The sequence below is a fragment of the Paenibacillus sp. JT22N15 genome, assembly GCF_059383755.1.
In genome coordinates this window covers 31,671-53,696 of the sequence record NZ_JBXENV010000020.1, presented here as the reverse complement: position 1 = coordinate 53,696, position 22,026 = coordinate 31,671, and the positions used below count along the sequence as shown (strand labels likewise).

The following is a 22,026-nucleotide window of genomic DNA, read 5'->3' as shown; positions in this document are numbered from 1 at the left end:
CGATCATTCCTCATTAGTATGGAAAAAGCAGGGAGGCTATATTCATCCTATGTTAGCGGAGTGTTAATTTTTTGGGCGGATATGGTTTAAAAGGTTGCTTTTTGACCTCGTTCTACTATAATACAGATTGAACCATTGACGGAAAGAAGGGATATCACGCTATGGAATTGTGGTACACGGAGAAACAAACTGACAGCTTCGGCATTACGGCGAAGATTAAAGAAACTTATGTTACGGAACAAACAGACTTTCAAAAGCTCGATATGATTGAGACGGAAGAATTCGGAACGATGCTCGTATTGGATGGCATGGTTATGACGACAGTGAAGGATGAGTTCGTTTACCACGAGATGGTTGCTCACCCGATCCTGTTCACGCACCCGAACCCTGAGCATGTGCTCGTCGTGGGCGGCGGCGACGGCGGCGTTATTCGCGAAATCATGAAACACCCTAAGGTGAAAAAAGCAGTCCTCGTTGACATCGACGGCAAAGTTATCGAATATTCGAAAAAATATTTGCCGACTATTGCTGGCGAGCTGGACAACCCGCGCGTAGAAGTAATCGTGAATGATGGCTTCATGCATATCCACGATCACAAAAACACGTATGATGTCATTATGGTTGACTCCACAGAGCCAGTTGGCCCTGCAGCCAACCTGTTCACACGCGGCTTCTATCAAGGCATTTACGAAGCGCTGAAGGAAGATGGCATTTTCGTTGCTCAGACGGACAACCCTTGGTTTAAAGCGGACCTGATCCAAAGCGTCAACAAGGATGTGAAAGAAGTGTTCCCAATCGTGCGTGTATACGGTGCGAACATTCCTACGTATCCAAGCGGCCTGTGGACATTTACGCTGGGCAGCAAAAAATACGATCCGCTTGAGGTTGACGAAGCGTCGATCGCCGAGATCGATACGAAATATTACACTCCGCGCCTTCACAAAGCGGCATTCGTGCTGCCTAAATTTGTGGAAGACCTGATTAAATAAGCAAACGTACAGAAAGCGAGGACAAGCCCTCATGAAACTCGATCAAAAATATTCCGGCAACGTCTTCATCCTGAGCTCTGAGGATTATGCGGCTTCCAAAGCAGTCATCTACGGCATGCCTATGGATTTCACCGTCAGCTTCCGTCCAGGCTCGCGCTTCGGCCCTCCGCGCATTCGCGAAGTATCGATTGGCCTGGAAGAATACAGCCCGTATCTTGACCGCAGCCTCGAAGAGATTGAATACTTCGATGCAGGCGACCTGCTGCTGCCATTCGGCAACGCGGCACGCAGCCTTGAAATCATCGGCGAATTTGTGCGCGGCGTACTGAACGATGGCAAAATGCCAGTCGGAATGGGCGGCGAGCATCTCGTATCTTGGCCGATTTTCCAAGAGGTGTATGCGAAATATCCGGATCTTGCGATCATTCATTTTGATGCGCATGCGGATCTGCGTGAAAGCTACGAAGGCGAGCCTTTGTCGCACTCCACGCCGCTGCGCAAAGCAGCAGGACTGCTTGGCGGCAAAAACATTTACCAATTCGGTATTCGTTCGGGCTCGCGCGAGGAGTTCCAATATGCTCGCGAGAACATTAATTTCCACCCGTTCGAGGTGCTGGAGCCTTTGAAAAAAGTGCTTCCGGAGCTGGCAGGACGTCCGGTTTACTTGACGATCGACATCGATGTGCTTGATCCTTCGGCAGCGCCGGGCACGGGCACAGCAGAAGCAGGCGGCATCACATCGAAAGAGCTGATCGAAGCGGTTCACGCTATCGCGGCTTCCGGTGTGAACGTTGTGGGCTGCGACCTTGTCGAGGTAGCGCCAGCTTACGACCCGACGGAGCAAACGCAAATCGTTGCGGCGAAGGTCATTCGCGAAATGCTGCTTGGTTTTATTAAGTAGAACTTGAATATAAGCAGCACTTGAAATCAGAAAGAAGCTTGCTCTGGCATAGATTGCCGGGGCAAGCTTCTTTTTCATTCAGACTCAGGATTTCTACTTCTGAAACGAAGGCTATTTCGTCATTTCATCGCTTCGCCGACAGCTTCTCCCCGCCCGGTATTTCATTGTTGGCGATCATTTCGCCGAACGGGCTGATGAAGGAAGGGTTGCTTTCGGTATCCCTAAGGTTTAAGGGCAGCTTCGGAAAGAGCAGCTCGGCTGTTCGGTAAGCTTCCTCCAGATGCGGATAGCCTGACAAAATAAACGTTTCAATGCCCAGCTCCGCGTATTCTTTCATGCGTGCAGCTACGCTGTCCGGGCTTCCGACCAGGGCCGTACCTGCGCCGCCGCGAACAAGTCCGATGCCCGCCCACAGATTAGGGCTGATCTCCAGCTTGGAGCGGTCGCCGGCGTGCAGCTGCGCCATCCTCTTCTGGCCCTCAGAGTCCATTCTGGCGAAAATTTGCTGGGCAGAAGCAATCGTATCTTCATCTAAATGCTGAATCAATTCATTTGCAGCCTTCCATGCTTCTTCATCAGTAGAACGGACAATGACATGCAGGCGAATGCCGAACCGCAGTGTTCGGCCCTGTGCGGCTGCGAGCTTCCGCATCCGGGTGATTTTTTCCTCGACCTGCTGAGGCGGCTCGCCCCATGTTAAATACACATCGACATGCTCGGCTGCGACCTCCATGGCTGCTTCCGAGGAGCCGCCGAAATAGAGCGGAGGGTAGGGCTTTTGAATCGATGGGTACAGCGCCTTGCCTCCTTCGATCCGGATATGCTCGCCTGCAAAATCCACCGATTCCCCTTCGAGCTCCTTGCGCCACACCTCCAAAAACTCGTCCGTCAACGCATACCGATCATCGTGGCTGAGGAAAAGGCCGTCTCCAGCCAGCTCTACGGGATCGCCGCCCGCTACGACATTAATCAACAATCGACCGTTGGAGAAGCGGTCTAGCGTCGCGGACATGCGTGCGGCAAGGGTAGGCGATACGAGCCCGGGCCTGACCGCCACCAGAAATTTCAACCGTTCTGTAACGGGGATGAGGCTGGAGGCGACGACCCAGGCGTCCTCACAGGATTTGCCCGTCGGCAGCAAAACGCCGCTGTAGCCGAGCTCATCCGCTGCTTGGGCAATTTGCTTGCAATAGGAGTAGCTGACGGCCCGCGCTCCCTCGCGTGTTCCTAAATATCGCCCGTCGCCATGTGTGGGAATAAACCAGAATATTTCCATGCCGTAGTGGCCTCCTTTATTAAAATCGTTGCTTTATCGCAAGCTTGTCATTCAGCGCTTGCTGCTTTCCTTAAGCAGCCGCCAGACGGGGTCTGTCAGGCTTTCCTTATCAAAGCCGAGATATTGGTTGGCATAAGCCCGGACGGGATCGCCGGCATAGAAACGCTCATACAGCTCATGCCGTGACCCGAGCGGACTTCCGACCAAATCCCAGGCCAGCTTGAACAACTGGACCTTCTTCTCGGCGCTGACGGAGGCACCCTCAAAATAAAGATGCATCAGCTTCGAGATGGGGCCATAAAAGTCCTCGACGCCTGCGGGTGCCTGCACAAACCCGCCGCCACCGACCTGCTGGACAATTTCAATGGCTCGCGGGTAAAACTTCGTTCCAATATTGCGAGCTGCATCAATGTAGGAAATATCCGGAACGAGCACGCCGGCAGCATCGGGCCGGGCCTGTGTCTCGGAGGCGATGACAAGCGCCTTCATGACCGAAATTTGTGTCAGCAGCTCCCCGAGCTTTTCCTGCACATGCAGAAAGCCATTGGCGCCAATCGCCTCCGCAATCGCGAATGCAATGCCGGTTACAAATTCGAGCTTGGCGACATAGCGCACAACATTTTGATGGAAAGCCAGCGCATTGGCTGTCTTGTTCGCTCTGAGCGCGAGCACCTTCTCGGAATCGCCGTGCAGCAGCACCCTTTCCCAAGGAATGAGCACATCATCGAAAAATAGCACCGCATCCATCTCGTCATAACGGGAGCTCAAAATATGATTCTGCTCTCTGCCGTCCGCGAAGGATTCCCGGCACACAATATGCAGCCCTGGCGAGTTAGCCGGTACGATCAGCACATGAGCGTGCTTGCGCTCCTCAGACTTGAATTTAAGAAAGGAGAAAATGAGGAAATCATGGGTATAGGGCGCGCCTGTCGCAATCATTTTGGCACCCCGTACGACGATGCCTTCGCTCGTCTCCTTCACCACATGCAGAAAACGTTCAGAGATGCGGCTGTCTTCCAAACTGCTGGATCGGTCAATCTGCGGGTCGATAATGGCGGTAGTCAAAAATAAATCCTGATCCCGCGCTTTCTCATAATAGGCGGTGATTTTGGGTTCGAAATGGGGATCTATCTGCCCCAGCTCGGATCTTGCCGCATACCAGCCGGTTACCATCGACCGTGCATAGTCGGACAGCCTGCTCATCATGCCGTGCGTTTCCTGTGACCAGAAGGCAAACGACTCGCTGCGTTTCGCAAGCTGCTCAGAAGTATAGGGCACAAGGAAGGAGCTGTGGGCATAGCGGTCGGTCCCTGGAACTTGAAAGCCGATTTTATCTCGCACTTCCGGGTCGTCGAGTTGATTAAATAAGGTTTTGATCGTCTCAAGCGTGCCTTTGAAGGCAGGATGGGCAGGCAAATCACTTAGCTTCTCTCCTCCAAGCCATACGCTTCTTCCATCATTCAAGCTTTGAAGAAAATGTCCTCCCCGCACTGAAGCTGGTCTCCTTTCATGGGTAAACCCTTGCTTTTTTAATCTCGCAAAAACCAATTGATTTAGTTTGATTTATTTATTATTATAGCTAGTAACCTGAAGGCAGCAACAAACAATCTGCCTGCTTTTATTGCTAAACCAACATTAAGCGGCCATATGTTGCCGTGCTTTGCCCATAGCCTATTTTTCCAACATATTCAATTCATGTGTCGGACTAAGCGGAGGAGGACTGAAGTTCATCAGATGGAACATTCAAACGCTCATTCTGTTGATCGCCGTATTCAACGCACGCGCCAGACGATTATCGATGCATTTGTGAAGCTCATGATGGAGAAGGAGTTTTCAAGCATTATCATTAAGGATATTACGGAGAAAGCCAATGTGAATCGCTCAACGTTCTATGCCCACTATTTGGATAAGTATGATTTGCTGGATAAAATCGTGGAACAAAAGTTTTCTGCCCTGCGCATTCTTATGGAGCATGAGCTCGCGAAGCCGGAGCGCGAGCAGCCGGGTTTTGAAGCGCCTGATCCTTATTTTCTCGCTTTATTCGAGCATATTGCGGACAATGAAAGCTTCTATAGCGCGATGTTTGCTAAAAAGCCGAGCGAAGCTTTCGGGGTGAAAATGGCAGATGTCATTCGGGAAAGCTGCTATGCCCAAATATCAGCGATGAGCCTGGAGAAGAAGATGATGGTTCCTATGGACTTGCTGCTCGATTATATGAGCGCATCCATTATGGGCATTATCCAAAGCTGGCTTGACCAGCGGATGATTTATTCCCCGCGTTACATTGCCCTCCAGCTTACACGCCTCTCCCTTTCGGGAACGTATGCGGCAATGGGGCTGCAAAAATAAGCTCACTACAGATTCAGCTGCAAAGTGGATTATTGTTTTGATCCCTGCTATTCCATACGCTAAATGTAGGATATCCAACAAATTCGCTATAAATGGCGGTTGCATTGCTAGCGTGATTAGCTATTATAAATATCAAATACGATTAATTTTATCGGAATTAAATGCTTTCTTTTTTTAAAAACGTTTCATCATCAAAAACTGCCGATTAGACCACTAAAGGCACCTGATTTAAGTAAAGCTTCAGGTGTCTTTTTCGTGCGCAAAAATTGGGCCGCAAGGATGGATAGCGCAGGCTATCCTCTTGACTAAAAAATCAGTAGAGGTGAGTAAAATGACTTTGAAATTTGCTTATTGGGTGCCGAATGTAAGCGGAGGCTTGGTCATCTCCAAAATTCCGCAAAAAACCGGATGGTCGTTCGATGATAATGCGAGATATGCGCAGATTGCAGAAGAAGCGGGCTTCGAATTTGCGCTGCTCCAGACCCGTTTCATTGCCAGTTATGGAGCAGACAATCAGTTGGAGGCGATTAGTCTGGCTTCTGCGCTGGCGGCAGTGACCTCAAAGATTAAATTGATTGCGGCTGTATTGCCGGGTTTATGGCATCCGGGGACAGTAGCCAAAATGATTTCAACTATTGATCATATCAGCCATGGAAGGGCTGCCGTTAACATCGTCAGCGGCTGGTTTAAGGGAGAGTTTCATGGCTATGGCGAGCCATGGCTGGATCACGACGAGCGCTACCGCAGGTCGGAGGAATTTATCCGCGTGCTGCAAGAGCTGTGGTCGCAGGATGAAGCTTCCTTCCGCGGCGATTTCTACCGCCTTAACTCCGCACCCCTGAAGCCGAAGCCGAGCGTCATTCCACCCGTATTTCAAGGTGGCAATTCCTCGGCAGCACGAAAGATGGCCTCGCGAGTATCGGATTGGTATTTTATGAATGGCAATACGATCGACGGCTTCAAGGCGCAAATTGATGAGGTTAAGGCGGCTGCAGCGGCTAATAATCGTGAGCTGCGAGTAGGGGCAAATGCATTTGTCATCGTGCGGGATACGGAAGAAGAGGCCAGAAAGGTGCTGAGGGACATTATTGCGTATTCGGACCCCGAGGCTGTAGAAGGTTTCCGCAGTCAAGTGCAGTTCGCCGGGAAAGCCTCGCCTGAGAAGGAGGGGATGTGGGCGAACTCGGATTACAACGATCTGGTGCAGTACAACGATGGCTTTAAGACGGGTCTCATTGGCACGGCTGAGCAGGTGGCTGACAAGATCATCGCGCTAAAGGCCATTGGGGTGGACCTCATTCTGACCGCCTTTCTGCATTACGATGAAGACATTCAAGCATTCGGCGAAAAAGTGATTCCTCTCGTTCGGGAGAAGGAAGCAGCGTTGCTGAGCGTAGCATCCCAATAATAAGAAACTTAAGGAGAGATGAAGATGAGTGTACAAATAGCATCGACTGCAGACCATGTTAAGCCTGACTATGAGCAGCTAAGGGAAGAAATTCGCAGCTTGGTAGAAGCGGAGATTAAGCCAAGAGCGGAGACCACGGATAGAGAAGGCCGCTTTCCTAAAGAAAATCTGCAAGCACTGGCTGAAGCTGGCTGGAATGGCGTGCTGATCCCTGAGCAATGGAAGGGGCGCGGATTGGATCATGTCGCCTTCGCGATTGCGGCTGAGGAAATCGGCAAGGGCTGCCCTTCTACCTCGCTCGTATATGTGATGCATGTGGGCGCCGTCCAGACGATTGCGCTGTACGGCAACGACGATCAGAAGGAGCGCTGGCTTGTGCCGGTAAGCGAGGGGCTTGTAGGCACCTATTCAACAAGCGAGAAAGCATCGGGCGGTCATTGGTGGTTCAACTTCAGCGAAGCTTCCCGCGATGGGGACGATTATATACTGAATGCCGAGAAGTCGTTTACAACCAGCTCGGGCCAGGCGGATTTTTATGTGTTCCAGACGAGGACGCCTGGTGCGCAGACCCCTACCGATGTTAGCTTTTTCCTTGTAGATAGCAAGCTGCCGGGCATTACACCTGGCGTATGGGATGCATTAGGTGTGCGAGGCAACCATAGCGGCCCGATTACTTATGAGGGTGTACGGGTTGAGGCTCAGGACAAATTAGGAATCGAAGGACAAGGCCGGGAGATTTTGGAGAGCGGCGTATCTCCGGTATACCTGATTGGGCTAGGATCAACCTGGCTGGGCGTTGCAGAGGCTGCTCTGGAGGCTGCGACCGCTTATGTGAAAGGCATGGTTCACCGGGATTTCAATAAACGGCTGGCCGATTATCAAATTATTCGCCAGCAGCTGGCCGAAGTGAAAATTTTAATCGAGAGCCTTAAGCCGTGGCAGCAAGCATTGGCGAAGCAGCTGGATGAGCTGCAAGCGCAGGGCAGGCCGCAGGTAGAGCTGCTGCTGCCGCTGGTGGAATTTAAGGTGCATGCGGCCGAGGTGGCGAACAAAGCGACTAAAGCGGCATTGGATGTAACAGGAGGTTATGGCTACAAAAAAGGCGTATTCGAGCGTTTGTTTCGAGATGCCAGAGCTGGCATTGCGATGGGGCCTTCCAACAATATCGCAAGAGAGTGGATCGGCAAAGCGCTAGTCGGTCTGCCGCTGGAGCTGTGGCATGAGGGCGGAGACTAATCGAGAAGGAAGCAGCTTTTATTAAAATAAATAACGGGTACTGCTCTGATTGTAGAGCAGTACCCGTTTTTGTAATTATAAATGCGATTGAATCGCCTCGCGAATTTTCATCATCGTGCGATTCAGGTCGAGATTTTCCAGCACATGCTCACATTGCTTGCGGTAGACGACCTCTTCGGTGTAAATCGACATGTAGCTGTTGATAACCTCCGCAGGAAGCCCCTTCGCCTCCAGCCGCTCAATGACGGTGCGTTTCTCTACGTACAGGAAGATGCGGACGACTTGCTCGCCGTACAGCTTCTTGATCAGCGAAGCGCCATCGCTGTTGAGAATCATATACACATGCTTGCCCTCGCTCAGTAAGTCAGTAAGCTCATGAGTGCGGATTCCATAATGATGCTTATGGATAACGGCGGTTTCAATAAAATCGCCGCTTGCGTTCATCCGGTCAAATCGTTCTTGCTCAATATAGTGATAGTCGCGGTCAGGCGGCTCAGAATCTCGTGGAGGGCGTGTTGTGTAAGAGCTGACATGCTTGATGCCAAGTTCCTTGCCAATCCGGTGAGCCATCGTTTTTCTTCCAGATCCGCTAGTACCGGTGAAAATGAAGATATAAGGTCCAGCCATAGCCTGTCGCCTCCTTCATCGCGTAGAAATATAAGTCCATTTATAAGCTCATCTATAAGCTCTTCACTTAAAATGTCTTATATTTTAAAGATAGCATTCGACAAAAATCGCGTGAATCCTTCTTTATGGAAGAAGCCGCTATGATAATTTTCAATAAATTGGTAAATCAAGACCCCTTCGATTCAAAATAAGCCTTCGTAAACCGTATCCATTCTTGGGCGGCAAACGATAAATACCCGTCTCGACGCCAGATCATCGCAAGATTCCAAGGAATGACGGGATCTACCATAGCAATCGTGCTGATGCGCGACGTATCGAGTTTCTGGCAAATGGCTTCGGGCAGCAGAGCGATGCCGAGTCCAACCGCCACCGTTTCATAAATAAAATCCCACTGGGAGCTTTCGAGCATGATTTTGGGTTTAAAGCCGAGACGTGCGCATTCGTCTATGATGCGGGCATGCAGCGCGAAGTCCTCGCGGTACATAATGAACGCCTCCTGCTCAAGCTCGCGCAGCGTCAGCTTGCTGCGTCCTGCCAGCGGATGCTGGCGGTGCATGACGACTCTAAGGCTTGCATTTTGAACCGGAAAAACCTCGAATTGGTCATTTCTCACAGGCATCATGACAATCCCGGCATCAATGGCGCCGCTAGCTACTTCGGCCTCTACGGTCAGCGAGCCCTCCTCGATCAGCCGAATCGTCAGTCCGGGATAGCGCTTCACGAACAGGCTGACGATCTCAGGGAACATAATCGAGCTGATCATCGGCGGGAGGCCAATGCGCACCAGCCCTTTGCGAAAATCAGTTACATCGTTAAGCTCGTTTTGCAAGGTTTTGAACAGGCGGACAATATCCTGCGACTGGGCCACGATAGCTTGACCTGCATCGGTCAGCTGCACTTTTTTACCGGATCGAATGAATAGGGGAGTCTGCAGCTCATCCTCCAGGTTTTTAATCATTTTGCTAATGGTAGGCTGTGTAATATGCAGTGCCTCGGCTGCTTTCGTGAAGCTTTCATGGCGCACGACCTCCAGCACATATTCCAAATGACGAATGTCCATTCAGGCACTCCTATTTTTCTGACATAGATAATATCAATACGGATCATTCTAATTATTCATTTTACCTATGTCAATTCGCAGGTATACACTGGATGAAGGAAGGGGCTATACGCATGATAAGAAAAATAACACTTGGACTCGTCCAGGTTCTCTTTTTTGTAGCACTGTTTTGGACGCTTAATGGATTATCGGTTTGGCTGCATTTGAAGGTGCCGGGAAGCATTTTGGGGCTGATTCTCGTCTTTCTGCTGCTGCATTTTAGAGTGATCAAGGTGGAATGGGTCGAGCTGGGCTCGAAGTGGCTGGTGGCGGAAATGCTGTTGTTTTTCATTCCTCCTGCTGCGGGCATGATGCAGTTTAAAGATTTATTGCTGGGAAGCGGCGTGCAAATTTTGCTCGTTATTGTGGTGACTTCTATTCTCGTCATGGTGTGCGCTGGCGTAATGACGCAATTCGTAGCGAGCAGGAAAGAGCGGGGAAGAGGATGATGGCGCTGATCTATATTTTGCTGACAGTAGGCATTTATTGGGGAGCAAAGCGGCTTCATCGCTTGAAGCCCATGCTGCTGCTGTCTCCGCTGCTTGTGACACCGATTGCCGTCATTCTTATTCTGGCATTAGGGAAAATCCCTTATCAAAATTATAATGAAGGCGGCCATTTGCTCAGCAGCATGGTTGGCCCGGCAACGATTGCTTTGGCGGTTCCTATGTATAAGAATGCAGCTATTATGAAAAAGCATGTGCTTGAAATTATTGCGGGCGTTCTATCGGGCTGGATTGTCGGCATGATGGCGGCGCTGTTGTTCAGCCGTTCGCTGAAGCTGAGCGATAGCCTGATTGACTCGCTGCTGCTTCGCTCGACGACAACGCCGATTGCGCTGGCCATTAACGATATGATTGGCGGCATTTCTACCTTGACGGCTATTTTCGTGCTGGTTACAGGCATCCTTGGCACGATTATCGGGCCGCTCGTTATTCGAATGGCACGCATTCGCAGCGATATCGCTAAAGGGGTTCTCATGGGGAGCAGCGCACATAGCGCTGGTGCTCATAAAGCGTTTGAGTTTGGGCTTGTACCGGGATCGATAGCGAGCATAGCGATGATCGCGACCGCCTTTATCTCGCTGGCGCTGCTGCCTTGGCTAACGGGGCTGTTCATGCATGGGTAAGTGAGGCCAGGTGGTAAGCGAAGAGGCTTTGCTTGCCTCAGCTTAAGGCCCGAAAAAAAGCACGGCGAGCGGTGAAAACATAAAAATGTACCAGCCGAACAGCAGGAAGTTGACCCAAGCGACAGCTGCGTGCCAAATGGATTGTTTTCTAGCCTGAAACGGGCCGCAAAAGCTTAGAATCGAGCCTGCCAGGCTGGTTGCAAACCCAATAAGCCACTGCGAACCGAACAGCTGCTGCTTTGTCATTAAAAAATAGACGGTTAAAAGTGCCATGCATGCGGCTAATAGGGTAAGCATACTGCGTGCTTTGCTCATTTGATCAGCTCCTTGTCCTTTTATTTTAGAAAATTAATGCGGATTGAAGAAGTACTAACTTTGTGTAGTACTTCTTATTAGCATGTGTTAATTTGTGCGCGAGAAATTTCCCGCCAAAAATGCCATAATAGTTAAAACAGCTGGCAGGGGGTGACAGAGCGATGACAGAGCGTGTATATTCTTTTCCTCCCGTCATTGATGAGCGGGCCCGCGTGTTGGTGCTGGGGACGGCGCCGAGCGTGAAATCTTTGGAGCATCGCCAGTTCTACGGTCATCCGCGGAACTATTTTTGGGGAATGGTGTACGGGTTGTTTGATGCTGGGGCGCCGGATGAGGATTATGCGAAGCGGCTCGCTTTTTTGCAGGAGCATCGGCTGGCGGTGTTCGACGTCATTGAATCCTGCGAGCGCGAAGGCAGCCTTGATGTGAACATTAAGGATGAGAAGCCGAATGATTTGCCTGCGCTGCTGGCGCAATATTCGGGGCTGCGCTGCTTTGCATTTAATGGTACGAAGGCGTACGATACGTTTCGAAAATATTTTCGCGAGCATCCGGCGTTTGACTCGCTGGCGCTGCTCAAGATGCCGTCCACGAGCCCGATTCCGACGCAGAAAATGCGAAATCTCGAAGATCGGATCGCAGCGTGGCGCGGCATTGTTCCTTTTCTAGAGGAGCAGTAATCAACGGTAATCGTTGAAATTGGAAGGATACGTGTATATAGTAGAAGCATACGTCAAGACTGAAGATACAGGAGCACGAGGATGTCAGAAAGAATGAACGTCAGCATTAAGCTGGAAAGCAGGCAGGATGGCGCTGTTCAGGTGGGTGAGCATCGCGGGGAGCTGTTTCGCAAGGATCGCTCGCTCTATATCCGCTATGAGGAGCCGATCGAGGGAGAAGCGAATGCGGAGCCAATCAGGTCGCTTATTCGCTATCGCCAAGGCGAGCTGCTTATTACGCGCAGGGGAGCGGTAGAATCGGAGCAGCTTTTCGCTGTGGGCGGCAAGCGGGCTGGGCGCTATCGGTCCCCATTTATGAATTTTCAAATGGAGACGGAGACGAAGCAGCTTGTGCTTCATGCGGCTGGCGCTGCTGCGGGAGAGCTGGCGGAGCCTCCTTTTTCAATAGAGTGGAAATATGATTTGTGGATTGACGAGCATTTATCTGGCCGATTTCATATTCGGCTGCATATTCAGGGGGAACAGTAACGATGAGTGGAAATGTATTAGAGCAATTGTATGAGCAGGTAAAAGCGGCTATTGCCGACGCGGCAGTAGCGGGCGGGCTCGCAGCGCGCGAGGAGCTGCCAGCATTCGTGCTGGAGGTGCCTAAGGATAAAGAGCATGGCGACTTGGCGACCAATGCAGCGATGCAGCTTACCAAGCTGGCGAAAAAAAATCCGCGGATGATTGCCGAAACGATTATCGCGAATCTCGATTATGCGAAAGCATCGATTCAATCGGCTGAAATTGCCGGCCCAGGCTTCATTAACTTCCGCATGGACAAAAGCTACTTGTACGCCGTCGTTGGCGAGGTAGTCGCAGGTGGCGACAACTACGGACGGACGCAAATCGGCGCAGGCAAGCGCGTGGAGATGGAGTTCGTCAGCGCGAATCCGACGGGCAGCCTGCATCTTGGACATGCACGCGGCGCAGCGGTAGGCGATGCACTGTGCAATGTGCTTGAATATGCGGGCTATGAAGTAACCCGCGAATATTATATTAACGATGCCGGCAATCAGGTGAACAACCTGGCGAAGTCGATTGAAGCGCGCTACCAGCAGGCGCTGGGCAAGGAAGCGGAGATGCCGGAGGATGGCTACCACGGCGCGGATATTGTCGGCTTTGGAGAGCTGCTGGCTGAGCAGGAGGGCGATCGTCTGCTGAGCTTGAGCACAGAGGACCGTCTGGAGTTTTTCCGCAGCTTCGGCCTGGAGCGCGAGCTGGACAAGATCAAGCATGATCTTAATCGCTTCCGCGTCGGCTTCGATATCTGGTACAGCGAAACGTCGCTTTACAAGAACGGCAAGGTTGAACAGGCGCTTGAGGCGCTCAAGGAGAAGGGCCACGTCTATGAGGAAGAGGGCGCAACCTGGCTCGACACGATGCCTTTCGGCGACGATAAAAACCGCGTGCTCGTCAAAAATGACGGCTCCTACACGTATTTGACGCCGGACATCGCGTACCATATGGACAAGTACAGCCGCGGCTACGACCGGATGATCAACATTTGGGGCGCAGACCACCATGGCTACATTCCGCGCGTTAAAGCGGCGATGGAGGCGTTAGGCAACGACCCAGGCAAGCTGGTCGTGTTGATTGCCCAGATGGTCAGCCTGTTCCAGGACGGCGAAAAGGTGAAAATGTCCAAGCGTACCGGCAAAGCGGTTACGATGCAGGATTTGATGGATGAGGTAGGCGTAGACGCCATCCGTTATTTCTTCACGATGCGCAGCATGGACTCGCATCTGGATTTTGATATGGATCTCGCGATTTCTACATCCAACGAGAATCCGGTGTTTTATGTGCAATATGCGCATGCGCGTATTTGCAGCATTTTCCGCCAGGCGCAGGAACAGAACCTCGCGCTGCTGCCGCTTGAACAGATCGACCTCAGCAAGCTAACGTCGGAGGCTGAATACGACCTGCTGCGCAAGCTCGGCGAGCTGCCGCAGGAAGTGGCGGAGTCGGCGGAGCAATATGCGCCGCATCGCATCATTCGCTATGTATATGAACTGGCCTCCCAGTTCCACAGCTATTACAGAGCAGAACGCGTCATTACCGAGGACGCGGCGCAGACTCAGGCGCGCCTTGCGCTGCTTGGCGCTATTCGCACCGTCATTGCGAATGCGCTCCGCCTCGTGGGCGTTTCGGCTCCTCAGCAAATGTAATATTCCCATGCAGACAAAGATCAGCCTTTGCGGCAGCGGTGGCAGACAGCTACCCTTGCAGCAAGGGCTTTTTTTCTTGAAAATGGTGCATAATACGTTTTAAAGAAAAATGCCCAGCCAAATAGCAGCGATTTAACTTTACTTTAACCAAGGAATGCTATTATACTAATTGTCGAAAAATGGACAACATCATAGAGAGCGAGGGAAAAGTCATGAGAGGCGATGAGTCCGATTTGCCTATTGTATCGATCGTCATGCCCTGCTATAACGAGGAAGAAGCGCTGCCGGAAACGGTGCGGCAAATGTCCCTGCTGCTGGAACGGCTGGTGAAGGAGAGAAAGGTGTCCGAGCACAGCAAAATGCTGCTTGTAGACGATGGCAGCCGCGATAAAACGTGGTCGCTCATTGATTCCTTTCACCGGAGCAACCGTTTTGTGAGCGGGCTGAAGCTTTCCCGGAACGTCGGGCATCAGCGGGCACTGCTGGCAGGCTTGTTGACGGCGAAGGAATATGCGGATTGCATTATTTCCATCGATGCCGATTTGCAGGACGATATTACGGTGATCGACCAGTTTATTGAGAAGTACAAGCAGGGCTATGAAGTCGTGTACGGCGTGCGGAACAAACGAACGACCGATACGATGTTCAAAAAGTTCAGCGCGCAATTTTTCTACAAATTAATGATTAAGCTTGGCGTAAATGTCGTTTATAATCATGCGGATTACCGGATGATGAGCAAGAAGATCGTTGACAAGCTGGAGGAGTACCAGGAGGTCAATCTATTCCTGCGTGGCATTATTCCTACCATCGGCTTCAAATCCGACAGTGTGTATTACGATCGTCTGGAGCGAACCGCCGGCGAATCGAAATATCCACTGAAAAAAATGCTTATCTTCGCATGGGAAGGCATTACCTCGTTCAGCGTGTCTCCTATCCGCGCGGTGTCGGTTGTCGGCTTTTTTATGTCGGTCATGAGCCTAGTGTTCGCCCTTTATGTATTCGTCAGGCATTTGCAGGGCAACACGGTATCCGGCTGGAGCTCGATGATTCTTTCGATTTGGTTCATTGGCGGCATTCAGCTGCTGTGCATTGGACTAATTGGCGAATATATCGGCAAAATTTACATTGAAACGAAGAAACGCCCGAAATACTTCGTGGAAACCGTGCTGCATAACGTTGTGCCGGTGGAAACGAAATCGCAGCAATTACAAGAGACGAGGTGACGAATGGAATCGCTGCTGCTTAAAGCAAAATCGAATACGCAAGTTTTGATCTTCCTGCTCTCCTTGTTTGTCATTACGAGAATATTGCTTTATTTTGCAGGCTTTCTCGGCATGAATCTGTTTTCGAACTATCAAATTCCGCCGGACTATACGGTCGTGCAGGGGCATGATTTCACATCGAGCCAGCTCTCGATCCAGACGGATATTTCACAGCTGAAGAAGCCGAGCTTCGAGGATCTAAGGAAATTTGACAGCGTATGGTACTTGGGAATTGCCGAAAATGGCTATGATACGTATAACATCAACGAATCGCATCCTAGTGCAAATTGGGTGTTTTTCCCTTTATACCCTTTGTTAGTCTTTTTGGTGGAGTCTATTTCTAAATACGATGCGACAGTCGTGGGATCGGTTTTATCGAATTTGTTTTTGCTCGTATCACTTTTTTATTTTTATGGCATTTGTTTAAAAAGAGGACTGAAACAGGAGCACGCCCAAGTCGCGGTGCTGCTGCTGCTCATTTTTCCGACCGCCATCTTCTATGCCGTGCCTTATACAGAGAGCCTGTTCCTCATGCTGTCGCTAATGACCGTCTATTATGCGATGCAAAAACGATATTTTCTCGCGTTTCTGTTCGGGGGCTTGTCCGCTGTGACGCGCAATTTGGGCTTCGTCAACTTGTTTTTCGTTGTGGGTACGCTGTTGATCGAACACAGGCTGTACCGTTTCAAGTGGAAGGACACGAAGTATTTAGGCTATGCAATCATTTCGGCGCTGCCGCTAGCCGGTTATCTGTTGTACATGAAATGGCTTACTGGCGATTTGCTGGCTCCGATTACCGAGCAAAGCATCAACTGGTATCGCAAGACGGTTGCTCCGTTCTCGAACTATATTCATTTTATCCAAAAGCCTTATTTCTCAGGAAATGGCGGCTGGGAAAATGGCCTGCTTGCCTTTATTATCGCGAATGCCGTCCTCGTCATTTTTGCTGCCTTTCTTATTATGCGCTGGAAAGATATTCGCCGTAATGCTCATGAATGGCTGTTTTTTGCCTATGGATTGCTGCTTATGCTCATTCCGTTCGCCAGCGCCGAATTTTTGCAGAGCATTCCACGTTATGTCATGGTTGCGTTCCCCTTCTACATTTATTTTGCGGATGTGCTGAAAAATAATAAGGCGCTGCAAATGTTTTATTTCATGATGTTTTTCCTGCTTCATATTGTGTATGCGATTTGCTACTTTAATGGATATTTTTTCGTTGTATAAATTTATGAAAAAATAAATTGACGAAATTTGCGCTTAAGGTGTACAATAGCACCATATTACTTTAGCTCGTACTTTATACCTAGATCGTTTAACGAAAAGGCAAACTCAGGGAAACCTGATGTGCGCAAAGCTACAGGGGCTTCATTCCTAACGGAATATGCTCGCCAGCTACCGAATTCAACATCGATTCTTCCTTTATTAATCAAGGTAGACTTTGTTCTTTCGGGAGCAGGGACTATCTTTTTTTTATTGCTTACACGAAAAGGCAAACTCAGGGAAACCTGATGTGCGCAAAGCTATAGGGGCTTCATCCTTAAACAGGATATGCTCGCCAGCTGCCGAAGCCCGACATAGCCTCCTTTGCCTGATGAAGGTGCGGCGTGTTCTTCGGACCACGACCATCATTCGCTCGGGGGAGGAACTTACTATGAAAACTACAAAATTCGCTCTTACACTCCTTATGCTCGCTTCGACATTACTCTGGGCACTCCCTGCTAGCGCGCAAACCAACTTTTACAACGGAGCATGGATCGGCACTTGGCCGAACCAAAGCTTGAACAACATCGCTGCCTACGAGCAACTAATCGGTGGACACCAAGATGTTGTACATACTTTTGTCAACTCGAACCAAGGGATTAATGAATGGAAGGGCTTTATGGACTATGTAAATAATAATGGTTCGATTAACCTACTTACCCTTGAGTTTAAAAATAAAAATTACAAAGAATATTCGACTGCTGATATTAATAGAGGCGTAGTAGACGCTTACCTGAAACAAACGGCAAAACAACTGGTTAACTGGCAAGCAGCTAACAAAAACCCTGAAATTTGGCTTCGCATTTTCCACGAAGGCAATGGCAACTGGTACGGCTGGGGCGTTGGCGACAGCACAGTTAACACAAACGAGACTTACAAAGCGGCATTCCAACGTGTCGTTACGATTTTCAGAGAGCAAGGCGCAACGAATGTGAAATTCATGTACAACGTAAACGCTGAAAATGTTGGCAAAAACGCATCGTTTACAGCTATGTACCCAGGCGATGCTTACGTAGACCTGCTTTCGATCGATGGCTACAACTTTGGAACGAAAGAATCGTGGAGCTCGTGGAGAAGCTTTAACGACGTATTCTACGCTTCGTACCAAGCGCTGACAAGCATTTCGAGCAAGCCGATCATTATCGCTGAAACTGGCACAACAGAAAGCGGCGGCAGCAAAAACGAATGGGTTATTGATGCGATGAATCAAGTGCAATCGCCAGCGTACAGCCAAATTAAAGGCTTGATCTGGTTCAACGAGAACAAAGAGCTGGACTGGCATATCGATTCGTCGGCTGATAGCCTGAGCGCTTACCAAACGCTGCAAAAAACGCTTTAAAAGATTAGACGGGGCTAGTCGTCAAGTCCTGGTCTCAACTCTATCAAACACTGGCTGATATAATACTAAATAGGTATTCTGAGAAAACTCTAATTTCGCGTAAACCGCGTAAAATTAGAGTTTTTTCGCTTTTTTTCTACACTTTTGCCAATAAGATTACAATGTTAAGAAGAAAAATTAACTTTTAAAGGGGCAAGGATTGTGATAAGATAACTTTGAATTTGAGCCTTAGCCGCCAAAAATATCATATTTCCGGCCGATTTAACAAATATCGACAGCGAAATTAGACAGTATAGTCAATCCATGTTGTAGATTAGTCAGAAAAGGAATGGAATTATGGCGAATAAATAGAGCGCAAAGGATTGGGGTTATTTGAAAACAAAAGCTAGGTACATATTAACAACGCTATCCATTGCTATCATGATCGTGTATCTAGTATGGAGACTTGTACAAACACTCCCATCTGGCTGGTCATTAATTTTTGGATCGTTGTTACTATTTTTTGAAATCATTTCTATTTTTCAATCCGTTTTATTCCACATTCTTCTGCTAAAACCCACTGAAAGAAAGCCTGCGCCATTACCTGACAACCTTTATTCTGTGGATGTTACGATCGCTACCTACAATGAACCGCCATCCTTGGTTAGAAAAACCATACTTGCTTGTAAAAACTTGAATTATCCGGAAAATCTGTTAAACATTTGGGTGTGTGATGATGGAAAGCGAGCGGAAATGAGAGAATTAGCCGAAGGTTTAGGCGTTCATTATCTCGATCGTCCCGGAAATGAACATGCTAAAGCGGGTAATTTGAATCATGCGCTGACGAAGATGAAGGGCGATTTGCTCCTTACTTTAGATGCCGATATGATGCCCAAACCGGATTTTTTACAGCGAACGGTAGGATTTTTTGCAGAGAATGAGAAGCTTGCTTACGTACAAACGCCCCAAGTTTTTTACAACGAAGATATTTTCCAATACAACTATTACCAAGGGCGCAACATTCCGAACGAGCAAGATATGTTTATGCGGCTTATTCAATCTGGAAGAGACCGTTTTAACGCTGTTATTTATGTGGGCAGCAACTGCATCTTCCGGCGCAGCGCCATTGACCATATTGGTGGTTTCGTTATCGGTACGATAACAGAGGATTTGGCTACAGGGATGAAGCTTCAATCCAATGGATTTGATTCTTATTGCTTGAATGAGGTGCTGGCACTAGGACTAACGTCTGAGTCCATATCCGATCAAATCAAACAGCGGGCCCGCTGGGCAAGGGGCACGATACAGACGACGAGGATGTCCAATCCGCTTGAGGCTAAGGGTTTATCTTTGATGCAGCGCCTGCTTTATTTCTCCAACCTGCTGTATTGGTACTTTGGCGTTACGCGCTTTATGTACATATTGTCTCCTATGCTCTTTTTGACCTTTGGTGTGGCGATTCTTGAAACAAGCTTGAAACAACTGCTTATTTTCTGGCTGCCGTATTTCTTGTTCTCGGTTACCGTTGTACCTTATTTAACGAATAAGAAGCTTAATGTGTTCTGGAACAATGTTTACGAGACGGCCATGACGCCAACGCTATTCCTCGCAGCCCTTCAGGAAACAATCTTCCGCAAGGCTATTCCCTTTGAAGTGACGCCGAAAGGCATTTATCAGAACAAAACGTCTATTAATTATCGTTATATGATGCCATTGTTTGTTCTGCTTGCGCTGTCGATTGTACTGATGGGTTTAAATGTGGGGCGTATTGCGGGTGCAGGAGAAAATGAATTGCAGCCTATGCTTATTAATTTATTTTGGCTCGGTTATAACGGAGTATTCCTGCTTCTCGCGCTGTTGCTTGGTTTTGAACGCCCGCGCATGCGGGAGGCGGAACGCTTTGCCAAGGAGCTGCCGCTCACGCTTCGTTATATGGATGATGAAGAGCTGAAGATGGAAAACGTCAGGACACTGGATATTAGCGAGACAGGCTGCCGTATTTATACGGACTCGATTTTGCCGCTCCCAGAGCGCATGGAGCTGGATATTCCGTTATCCCAGGACGCTATACGCGTAGCTGCCGAAAAAATATTTTATGATAAGCATGGCTCCGGATTTCAGGTGGGCTTCAAGCTTCATTGGAGCAACATTGATGAGGAGCGCAAATGGCTTGCTGAAGTATATGGCAGTGCGGATGAGTTCGTTAAGGGCATTTTCCAGGCGGGCGTGTGGACTTCTGTGACCAGTTATCTTTCTAACTTCAAGTACACCTATAAGTCGATAAATCGCAAGTCCCCGAGAGTTAGGCTGAAGCGGCGCGCTTCGATCGTGGTCGATCAAGAAGAGCGCTACCGGACACAGCTGCTTGATATTAGCTACACGGGCTGCCGAATTGAACTCCCGCAGAAGGCGGCGATGCATGAAGGCAAGAAGGTCAGGCTGCAAATTATCGGCTCGGCGTTCGAGGCAAACGGTCGTCTTATCCGCGTAAGCTGGGCCAAACGCAATAAGATGACAGCGGCCATTGTATTCGATGAAGCTTTTGATTTAAGCCTGCTGCTGGGGGAGTCCAGCAGCATACCGCCAAGCAAGGAGCTGCGTTCTGGCATTGTACCAGCAGAAGCGAACTCCAAGTCATAGACAGTCTGAATAGGAATGAACGCCAGGCTATGACGGGCGAATGATTGTTTTGCAAGGGGATGAGAGATTTGGAAATACACAGAATGGTTAAGCTGATCATCCGCAGATTGCCGTTTGTCATTATTCCGGCACTGCTGCTGTCAGTCGCAGTGGGCTATGTGAAAATGCAAAGTCCTCCGTCTTATAAGGCAACGGCTGAAATTGTAATAACCTCACAAGAGACAAGTGATAATTTCACTTCCATTCAAGGCAGTCTCAAGCTGATGGATACGTATAATGTGATTTTGAAAAATCCACTGATTTTGGAGCAGGTAATTGCGGCGCTTGGCCTGCCTTACAGCACAGATCAACTGGCTGCCAAAGTTAGCGCGAAAAGCGTCGAGCTCTCGCAGGTTATCCGAATTACCGTAACCGATGGTGACCGTAAGCAGGCAGCGTCCATTGCCAACACCATCGTTAGCGTGTTCCGTTCGCAAAGCTTGGAGCTGTTTAAAATCAACAACGTAGTTTTATTGCATAAAGCAAGTGCGGAGAAGGCGGTTTATGTGAACCCCAATCCGTTATTTTATGTGCTGCTCGCATTTGTTGGCGGACTGATTATCCTATTGTGCTTATGGCTTCTGCTGCATATGATGTCGCGCAAGCTGCAGACAGCGCCGGAGGTGCAAGCGATATTCGCCGAGGTTCCGATGGAAACGACGAAGCTCGCCAGCCGGGCGGAAGCTGCTATCCCGTTTTATGGGGGATGGCTGAAGCGCCGTGCGGCAGAGGAAGCGAAGTCGCGTGCAATGCGTTACCGCCATGTGATGGAGAAAAGCGGGAAGCGTACATTGGCCTTTGGAACGCTTGACCGCAAAGGTGCGAGCGGGAATATCAGCAAGCAGCTGGCGCAGAAGCTGGCTGTGGAAAGCAAGGTCGCTTGGGTGAGGTTTAACCCGAACGGCAAGCTGCCAAGTACGGCTTCCGGCAAAAAAGGCTATGCGGAATGGTCAATTAGCCCAGGCTTTTATGGCAAAATCAAAACCGCCGGACAGCAGTTGGATTACATCGAAGTATGCGTGGTAGGCGGAGGCCTTTCCATGAAAACGTCGGCTGAGGAATTGATGGCGCAGCTTCGGGATAGCTACGAAGTTGTAATCTGGGAATTGCCTTCTTATGTTCATTGCTCGGAAGCACAGACGATTGCAGAGCTGGTCGATTGGCATACGCTCGTGATCAAGGAGAACCGGGTACTCGCTCCGGTTGCACAGGAATGGAAAAGCCGTCTTGCGGCAACGGATGTTCAGATAAATAGTATCGTGTTTATTGAAGTGTAACCACTTTTTAT

Annotated in this window: 20 protein-coding genes and 2 riboswitches; of the genes, 15 read left to right on the top strand and 5 right to left on the bottom strand. The window is 49.5% G+C overall.

Going from position 1 to position 22,026, the window contains the following annotated elements:
- Nucleotides 1-161: 161 nt before the first annotated feature.
- Both speE and speB read left to right on the top strand, forming a co-directional pair.
- Nucleotides 162-989, top strand: coding sequence for a polyamine aminopropyltransferase (speE, locus tag AC50X8_RS29115; RefSeq protein WP_046229590.1), 828 nt, complete (start codon nucleotides 162-164; stop codon nucleotides 987-989).
- A gap of 31 nt (nucleotides 990-1,020) precedes the next feature.
- Entirely contained in the window at nucleotides 1,021-1,890 is an 870-nt protein-coding gene (gene speB, locus AC50X8_RS29110) for an agmatinase (protein ID WP_046229589.1), read from the top strand.
- 124 nt (nucleotides 1,891-2,014) lie between these two features.
- On the opposite strand, the gene ssuD is transcribed toward speB, so the two are convergent.
- Nucleotides 2,015-3,166: an FMNH2-dependent alkanesulfonate monooxygenase gene (gene ssuD / locus AC50X8_RS29105; RefSeq protein ID WP_494864967.1), complete on the bottom strand. Its 1,152-nt coding sequence runs from the start codon at nucleotides 3,164-3,166 to the stop codon at nucleotides 2,015-2,017.
- Nucleotides 3,167-3,217: 51 nt separating this feature from the next.
- The gene (locus AC50X8_RS29100) at nucleotides 3,218-4,657 is read right to left on the bottom strand and encodes a 4-hydroxyphenylacetate 3-hydroxylase family protein (protein ID WP_494883030.1); all 1,440 of its coding nucleotides are present in this window, start codon (nucleotides 4,655-4,657) and stop codon (nucleotides 3,218-3,220) included.
- Between the two features lie 243 nt (nucleotides 4,658-4,900).
- Between AC50X8_RS29100 and AC50X8_RS29095 the strand changes: the two genes are divergently transcribed.
- The 3 genes from AC50X8_RS29095 to AC50X8_RS29085 all read left to right on the top strand — a co-directional run bounded on the left by AC50X8_RS29095 (nucleotide 4,901) and on the right by AC50X8_RS29085 (nucleotide 8,159).
- A complete protein-coding gene (locus tag AC50X8_RS29095) occupies nucleotides 4,901-5,515 on the top strand; it encodes a TetR/AcrR family transcriptional regulator (RefSeq protein WP_056035037.1) in 615 nt (204 codons plus the stop codon).
- A 331-nt stretch (nucleotides 5,516-5,846) separates the two neighbouring features.
- Complete coding sequence (sfnG, locus tag AC50X8_RS29090) at nucleotides 5,847-6,923, top strand: dimethylsulfone monooxygenase SfnG (protein ID WP_494883028.1); 1,077 nt, start codon at nucleotides 5,847-5,849, stop codon at nucleotides 6,921-6,923.
- 24 nt (nucleotides 6,924-6,947) lie between these two features.
- Nucleotides 6,948-8,159 (top strand): acyl-CoA dehydrogenase family protein, encoded by a 1,212-nt coding sequence (locus AC50X8_RS29085; protein ID WP_056035031.1) that lies wholly within the window; start codon nucleotides 6,948-6,950, stop codon nucleotides 8,157-8,159.
- A 75-nt stretch (nucleotides 8,160-8,234) separates the two neighbouring features.
- Here the strand turns inward: AC50X8_RS29085 and AC50X8_RS29080 are convergent, their stop codons facing one another.
- Together AC50X8_RS29080 and AC50X8_RS29075 are read right to left on the bottom strand one after the other, a co-directional pair.
- Nucleotides 8,235-8,786: a guanylate kinase gene (locus AC50X8_RS29080; protein ID WP_056035029.1), complete on the bottom strand. Its 552-nt coding sequence runs from the start codon at nucleotides 8,784-8,786 to the stop codon at nucleotides 8,235-8,237.
- 166 nt (nucleotides 8,787-8,952) lie between these two features.
- Entirely contained in the window at nucleotides 8,953-9,846 is an 894-nt protein-coding gene (locus AC50X8_RS29075) for a LysR family transcriptional regulator (protein ID WP_494883026.1), read from the bottom strand.
- Between the two features lie 113 nt (nucleotides 9,847-9,959).
- Here AC50X8_RS29075 and AC50X8_RS29070 point away from each other — a divergent pair, with 113 nt between their 5' ends.
- Together AC50X8_RS29070 and AC50X8_RS29065 are read left to right on the top strand one after the other, a co-directional pair.
- Nucleotides 9,960-10,334 carry a CidA/LrgA family holin-like protein gene (locus AC50X8_RS29070; RefSeq protein ID WP_056035023.1) on the top strand — a complete coding sequence of 125 codons (375 nt, stop codon included), beginning with the start codon at nucleotides 9,960-9,962 and terminating at the stop codon, nucleotides 10,332-10,334.
- Entirely contained in the window at nucleotides 10,334-11,014 is a 681-nt protein-coding gene (locus AC50X8_RS29065) for an LrgB family protein (RefSeq protein WP_494883024.1), read from the top strand. Before AC50X8_RS29070 ends, AC50X8_RS29065 begins: the two co-directional genes overlap by 1 nt.
- 42 nt (nucleotides 11,015-11,056) lie before the next feature.
- Here the strand turns inward: AC50X8_RS29065 and AC50X8_RS29060 are convergent, their stop codons facing one another.
- A complete protein-coding gene (locus AC50X8_RS29060) occupies nucleotides 11,057-11,329 on the bottom strand; it encodes a hypothetical protein (RefSeq protein ID WP_494883022.1) in 273 nt (90 codons plus the stop codon).
- Between the two features lie 161 nt (nucleotides 11,330-11,490).
- Here AC50X8_RS29060 and AC50X8_RS29055 point away from each other — a divergent pair, with 161 nt between their 5' ends.
- The 8 genes from AC50X8_RS29055 to AC50X8_RS29020 all read left to right on the top strand — a co-directional run bounded on the left by AC50X8_RS29055 (nucleotide 11,491) and on the right by AC50X8_RS29020 (nucleotide 22,015).
- Nucleotides 11,491-12,009 (top strand): DNA-deoxyinosine glycosylase, encoded by a 519-nt coding sequence (locus tag AC50X8_RS29055; protein ID WP_056037573.1) that lies wholly within the window; start codon nucleotides 11,491-11,493, stop codon nucleotides 12,007-12,009.
- An 81-nt stretch (nucleotides 12,010-12,090) separates the two neighbouring features.
- Nucleotides 12,091-12,537 (top strand): YwiB family protein, encoded by a 447-nt coding sequence (locus tag AC50X8_RS29050; protein ID WP_494864946.1) that lies wholly within the window; start codon nucleotides 12,091-12,093, stop codon nucleotides 12,535-12,537.
- Nucleotides 12,538-12,539: 2 nt separating this feature from the next.
- Complete coding sequence (gene argS, locus AC50X8_RS29045) at nucleotides 12,540-14,219, top strand: arginine--tRNA ligase (protein ID WP_494883020.1); 1,680 nt, start codon at nucleotides 12,540-12,542, stop codon at nucleotides 14,217-14,219.
- A gap of 179 nt (nucleotides 14,220-14,398) precedes the next feature.
- Nucleotides 14,399-15,442, top strand: a complete 1,044-nt coding sequence (locus tag AC50X8_RS29040; RefSeq protein WP_494883018.1) for a glycosyltransferase family 2 protein — start codon at nucleotides 14,399-14,401, stop codon at nucleotides 15,440-15,442.
- 3 nt (nucleotides 15,443-15,445) lie between these two features.
- Complete coding sequence (locus AC50X8_RS29035) at nucleotides 15,446-16,705, top strand: mannosyltransferase family protein (protein ID WP_494864940.1); 1,260 nt, start codon at nucleotides 15,446-15,448, stop codon at nucleotides 16,703-16,705.
- 88 nt (nucleotides 16,706-16,793) lie between these two features.
- Nucleotides 16,794-16,881: riboswitch (cyclic di-GMP riboswitch) on the top strand.
- 78 nt (nucleotides 16,882-16,959) lie between these two features.
- A riboswitch (cyclic di-GMP riboswitch) is annotated at nucleotides 16,960-17,048 on the top strand.
- A gap of 84 nt (nucleotides 17,049-17,132) precedes the next feature.
- Nucleotides 17,133-18,080, top strand: a complete 948-nt coding sequence (locus tag AC50X8_RS29030) for a glycoside hydrolase family 26 protein (RefSeq protein WP_056037586.1) — start codon at nucleotides 17,133-17,135, stop codon at nucleotides 18,078-18,080.
- Nucleotides 18,081-18,500: 420 nt separating this feature from the next.
- Complete coding sequence (locus AC50X8_RS29025) at nucleotides 18,501-20,699, top strand: glycosyltransferase (protein ID WP_494865029.1); 2,199 nt, start codon at nucleotides 18,501-18,503, stop codon at nucleotides 20,697-20,699.
- 68 nt (nucleotides 20,700-20,767) lie between these two features.
- Complete coding sequence (locus AC50X8_RS29020; protein ID WP_494883016.1) at nucleotides 20,768-22,015, top strand: Wzz/FepE/Etk N-terminal domain-containing protein; 1,248 nt, start codon at nucleotides 20,768-20,770, stop codon at nucleotides 22,013-22,015.
- Nucleotides 22,016-22,026 lie beyond the last annotated feature (11 nt).

Excerpts from the sequence above, each read along its gene's own strand:
- speE (WP_046229590.1), top strand. The coding sequence starts at position 162 with ATGGAATTGTGGTACACGGAGAAACAAACTGACAGCTTCGGCATTACG.
- speB (WP_046229589.1), top strand. The coding sequence starts at position 1,021 with ATGAAACTCGATCAAAAATATTCCGGCAACGTCTTCATCCTGAGCTCT.
- ssuD (WP_494864967.1), bottom strand. The coding sequence starts at position 3,166 with ATGGAAATATTCTGGTTTATTCCCACACATGGCGACGGGCGATATTTA.
- AC50X8_RS29095 (WP_056035037.1), top strand. The coding sequence starts at position 4,901 with ATGGAACATTCAAACGCTCATTCTGTTGATCGCCGTATTCAACGCACG.
- sfnG (WP_494883028.1), top strand. The coding sequence starts at position 5,847 with ATGACTTTGAAATTTGCTTATTGGGTGCCGAATGTAAGCGGAGGCTTG.
- AC50X8_RS29085 (WP_056035031.1), top strand. The coding sequence starts at position 6,948 with ATGAGTGTACAAATAGCATCGACTGCAGACCATGTTAAGCCTGACTAT.
- AC50X8_RS29080 (WP_056035029.1), bottom strand. The coding sequence starts at position 8,786 with ATGGCTGGACCTTATATCTTCATTTTCACCGGTACTAGCGGATCTGGA.
- AC50X8_RS29075 (WP_494883026.1), bottom strand. The coding sequence starts at position 9,846 with ATGGACATTCGTCATTTGGAATATGTGCTGGAGGTCGTGCGCCATGAA.
- AC50X8_RS29070 (WP_056035023.1), top strand. The coding sequence starts at position 9,960 with ATGATAAGAAAAATAACACTTGGACTCGTCCAGGTTCTCTTTTTTGTA.
- AC50X8_RS29065 (WP_494883024.1), top strand. The coding sequence starts at position 10,334 with ATGGCGCTGATCTATATTTTGCTGACAGTAGGCATTTATTGGGGAGCA.
- AC50X8_RS29060 (WP_494883022.1), bottom strand. The coding sequence starts at position 11,329 with ATGAGCAAAGCACGCAGTATGCTTACCCTATTAGCCGCATGCATGGCA.
- AC50X8_RS29055 (WP_056037573.1), top strand. The coding sequence starts at position 11,491 with ATGACAGAGCGTGTATATTCTTTTCCTCCCGTCATTGATGAGCGGGCC.
- AC50X8_RS29050 (WP_494864946.1), top strand. The coding sequence starts at position 12,091 with ATGTCAGAAAGAATGAACGTCAGCATTAAGCTGGAAAGCAGGCAGGAT.
- argS (WP_494883020.1), top strand. The coding sequence starts at position 12,540 with ATGAGTGGAAATGTATTAGAGCAATTGTATGAGCAGGTAAAAGCGGCT.
- AC50X8_RS29040 (WP_494883018.1), top strand. The coding sequence starts at position 14,399 with ATGGACAACATCATAGAGAGCGAGGGAAAAGTCATGAGAGGCGATGAG.
- AC50X8_RS29035 (WP_494864940.1), top strand. The coding sequence starts at position 15,446 with ATGGAATCGCTGCTGCTTAAAGCAAAATCGAATACGCAAGTTTTGATC.
- AC50X8_RS29030 (WP_056037586.1), top strand. The coding sequence starts at position 17,133 with ATGAAAACTACAAAATTCGCTCTTACACTCCTTATGCTCGCTTCGACA.
- AC50X8_RS29025 (WP_494865029.1), top strand. The coding sequence starts at position 18,501 with ATGATCGTGTATCTAGTATGGAGACTTGTACAAACACTCCCATCTGGC.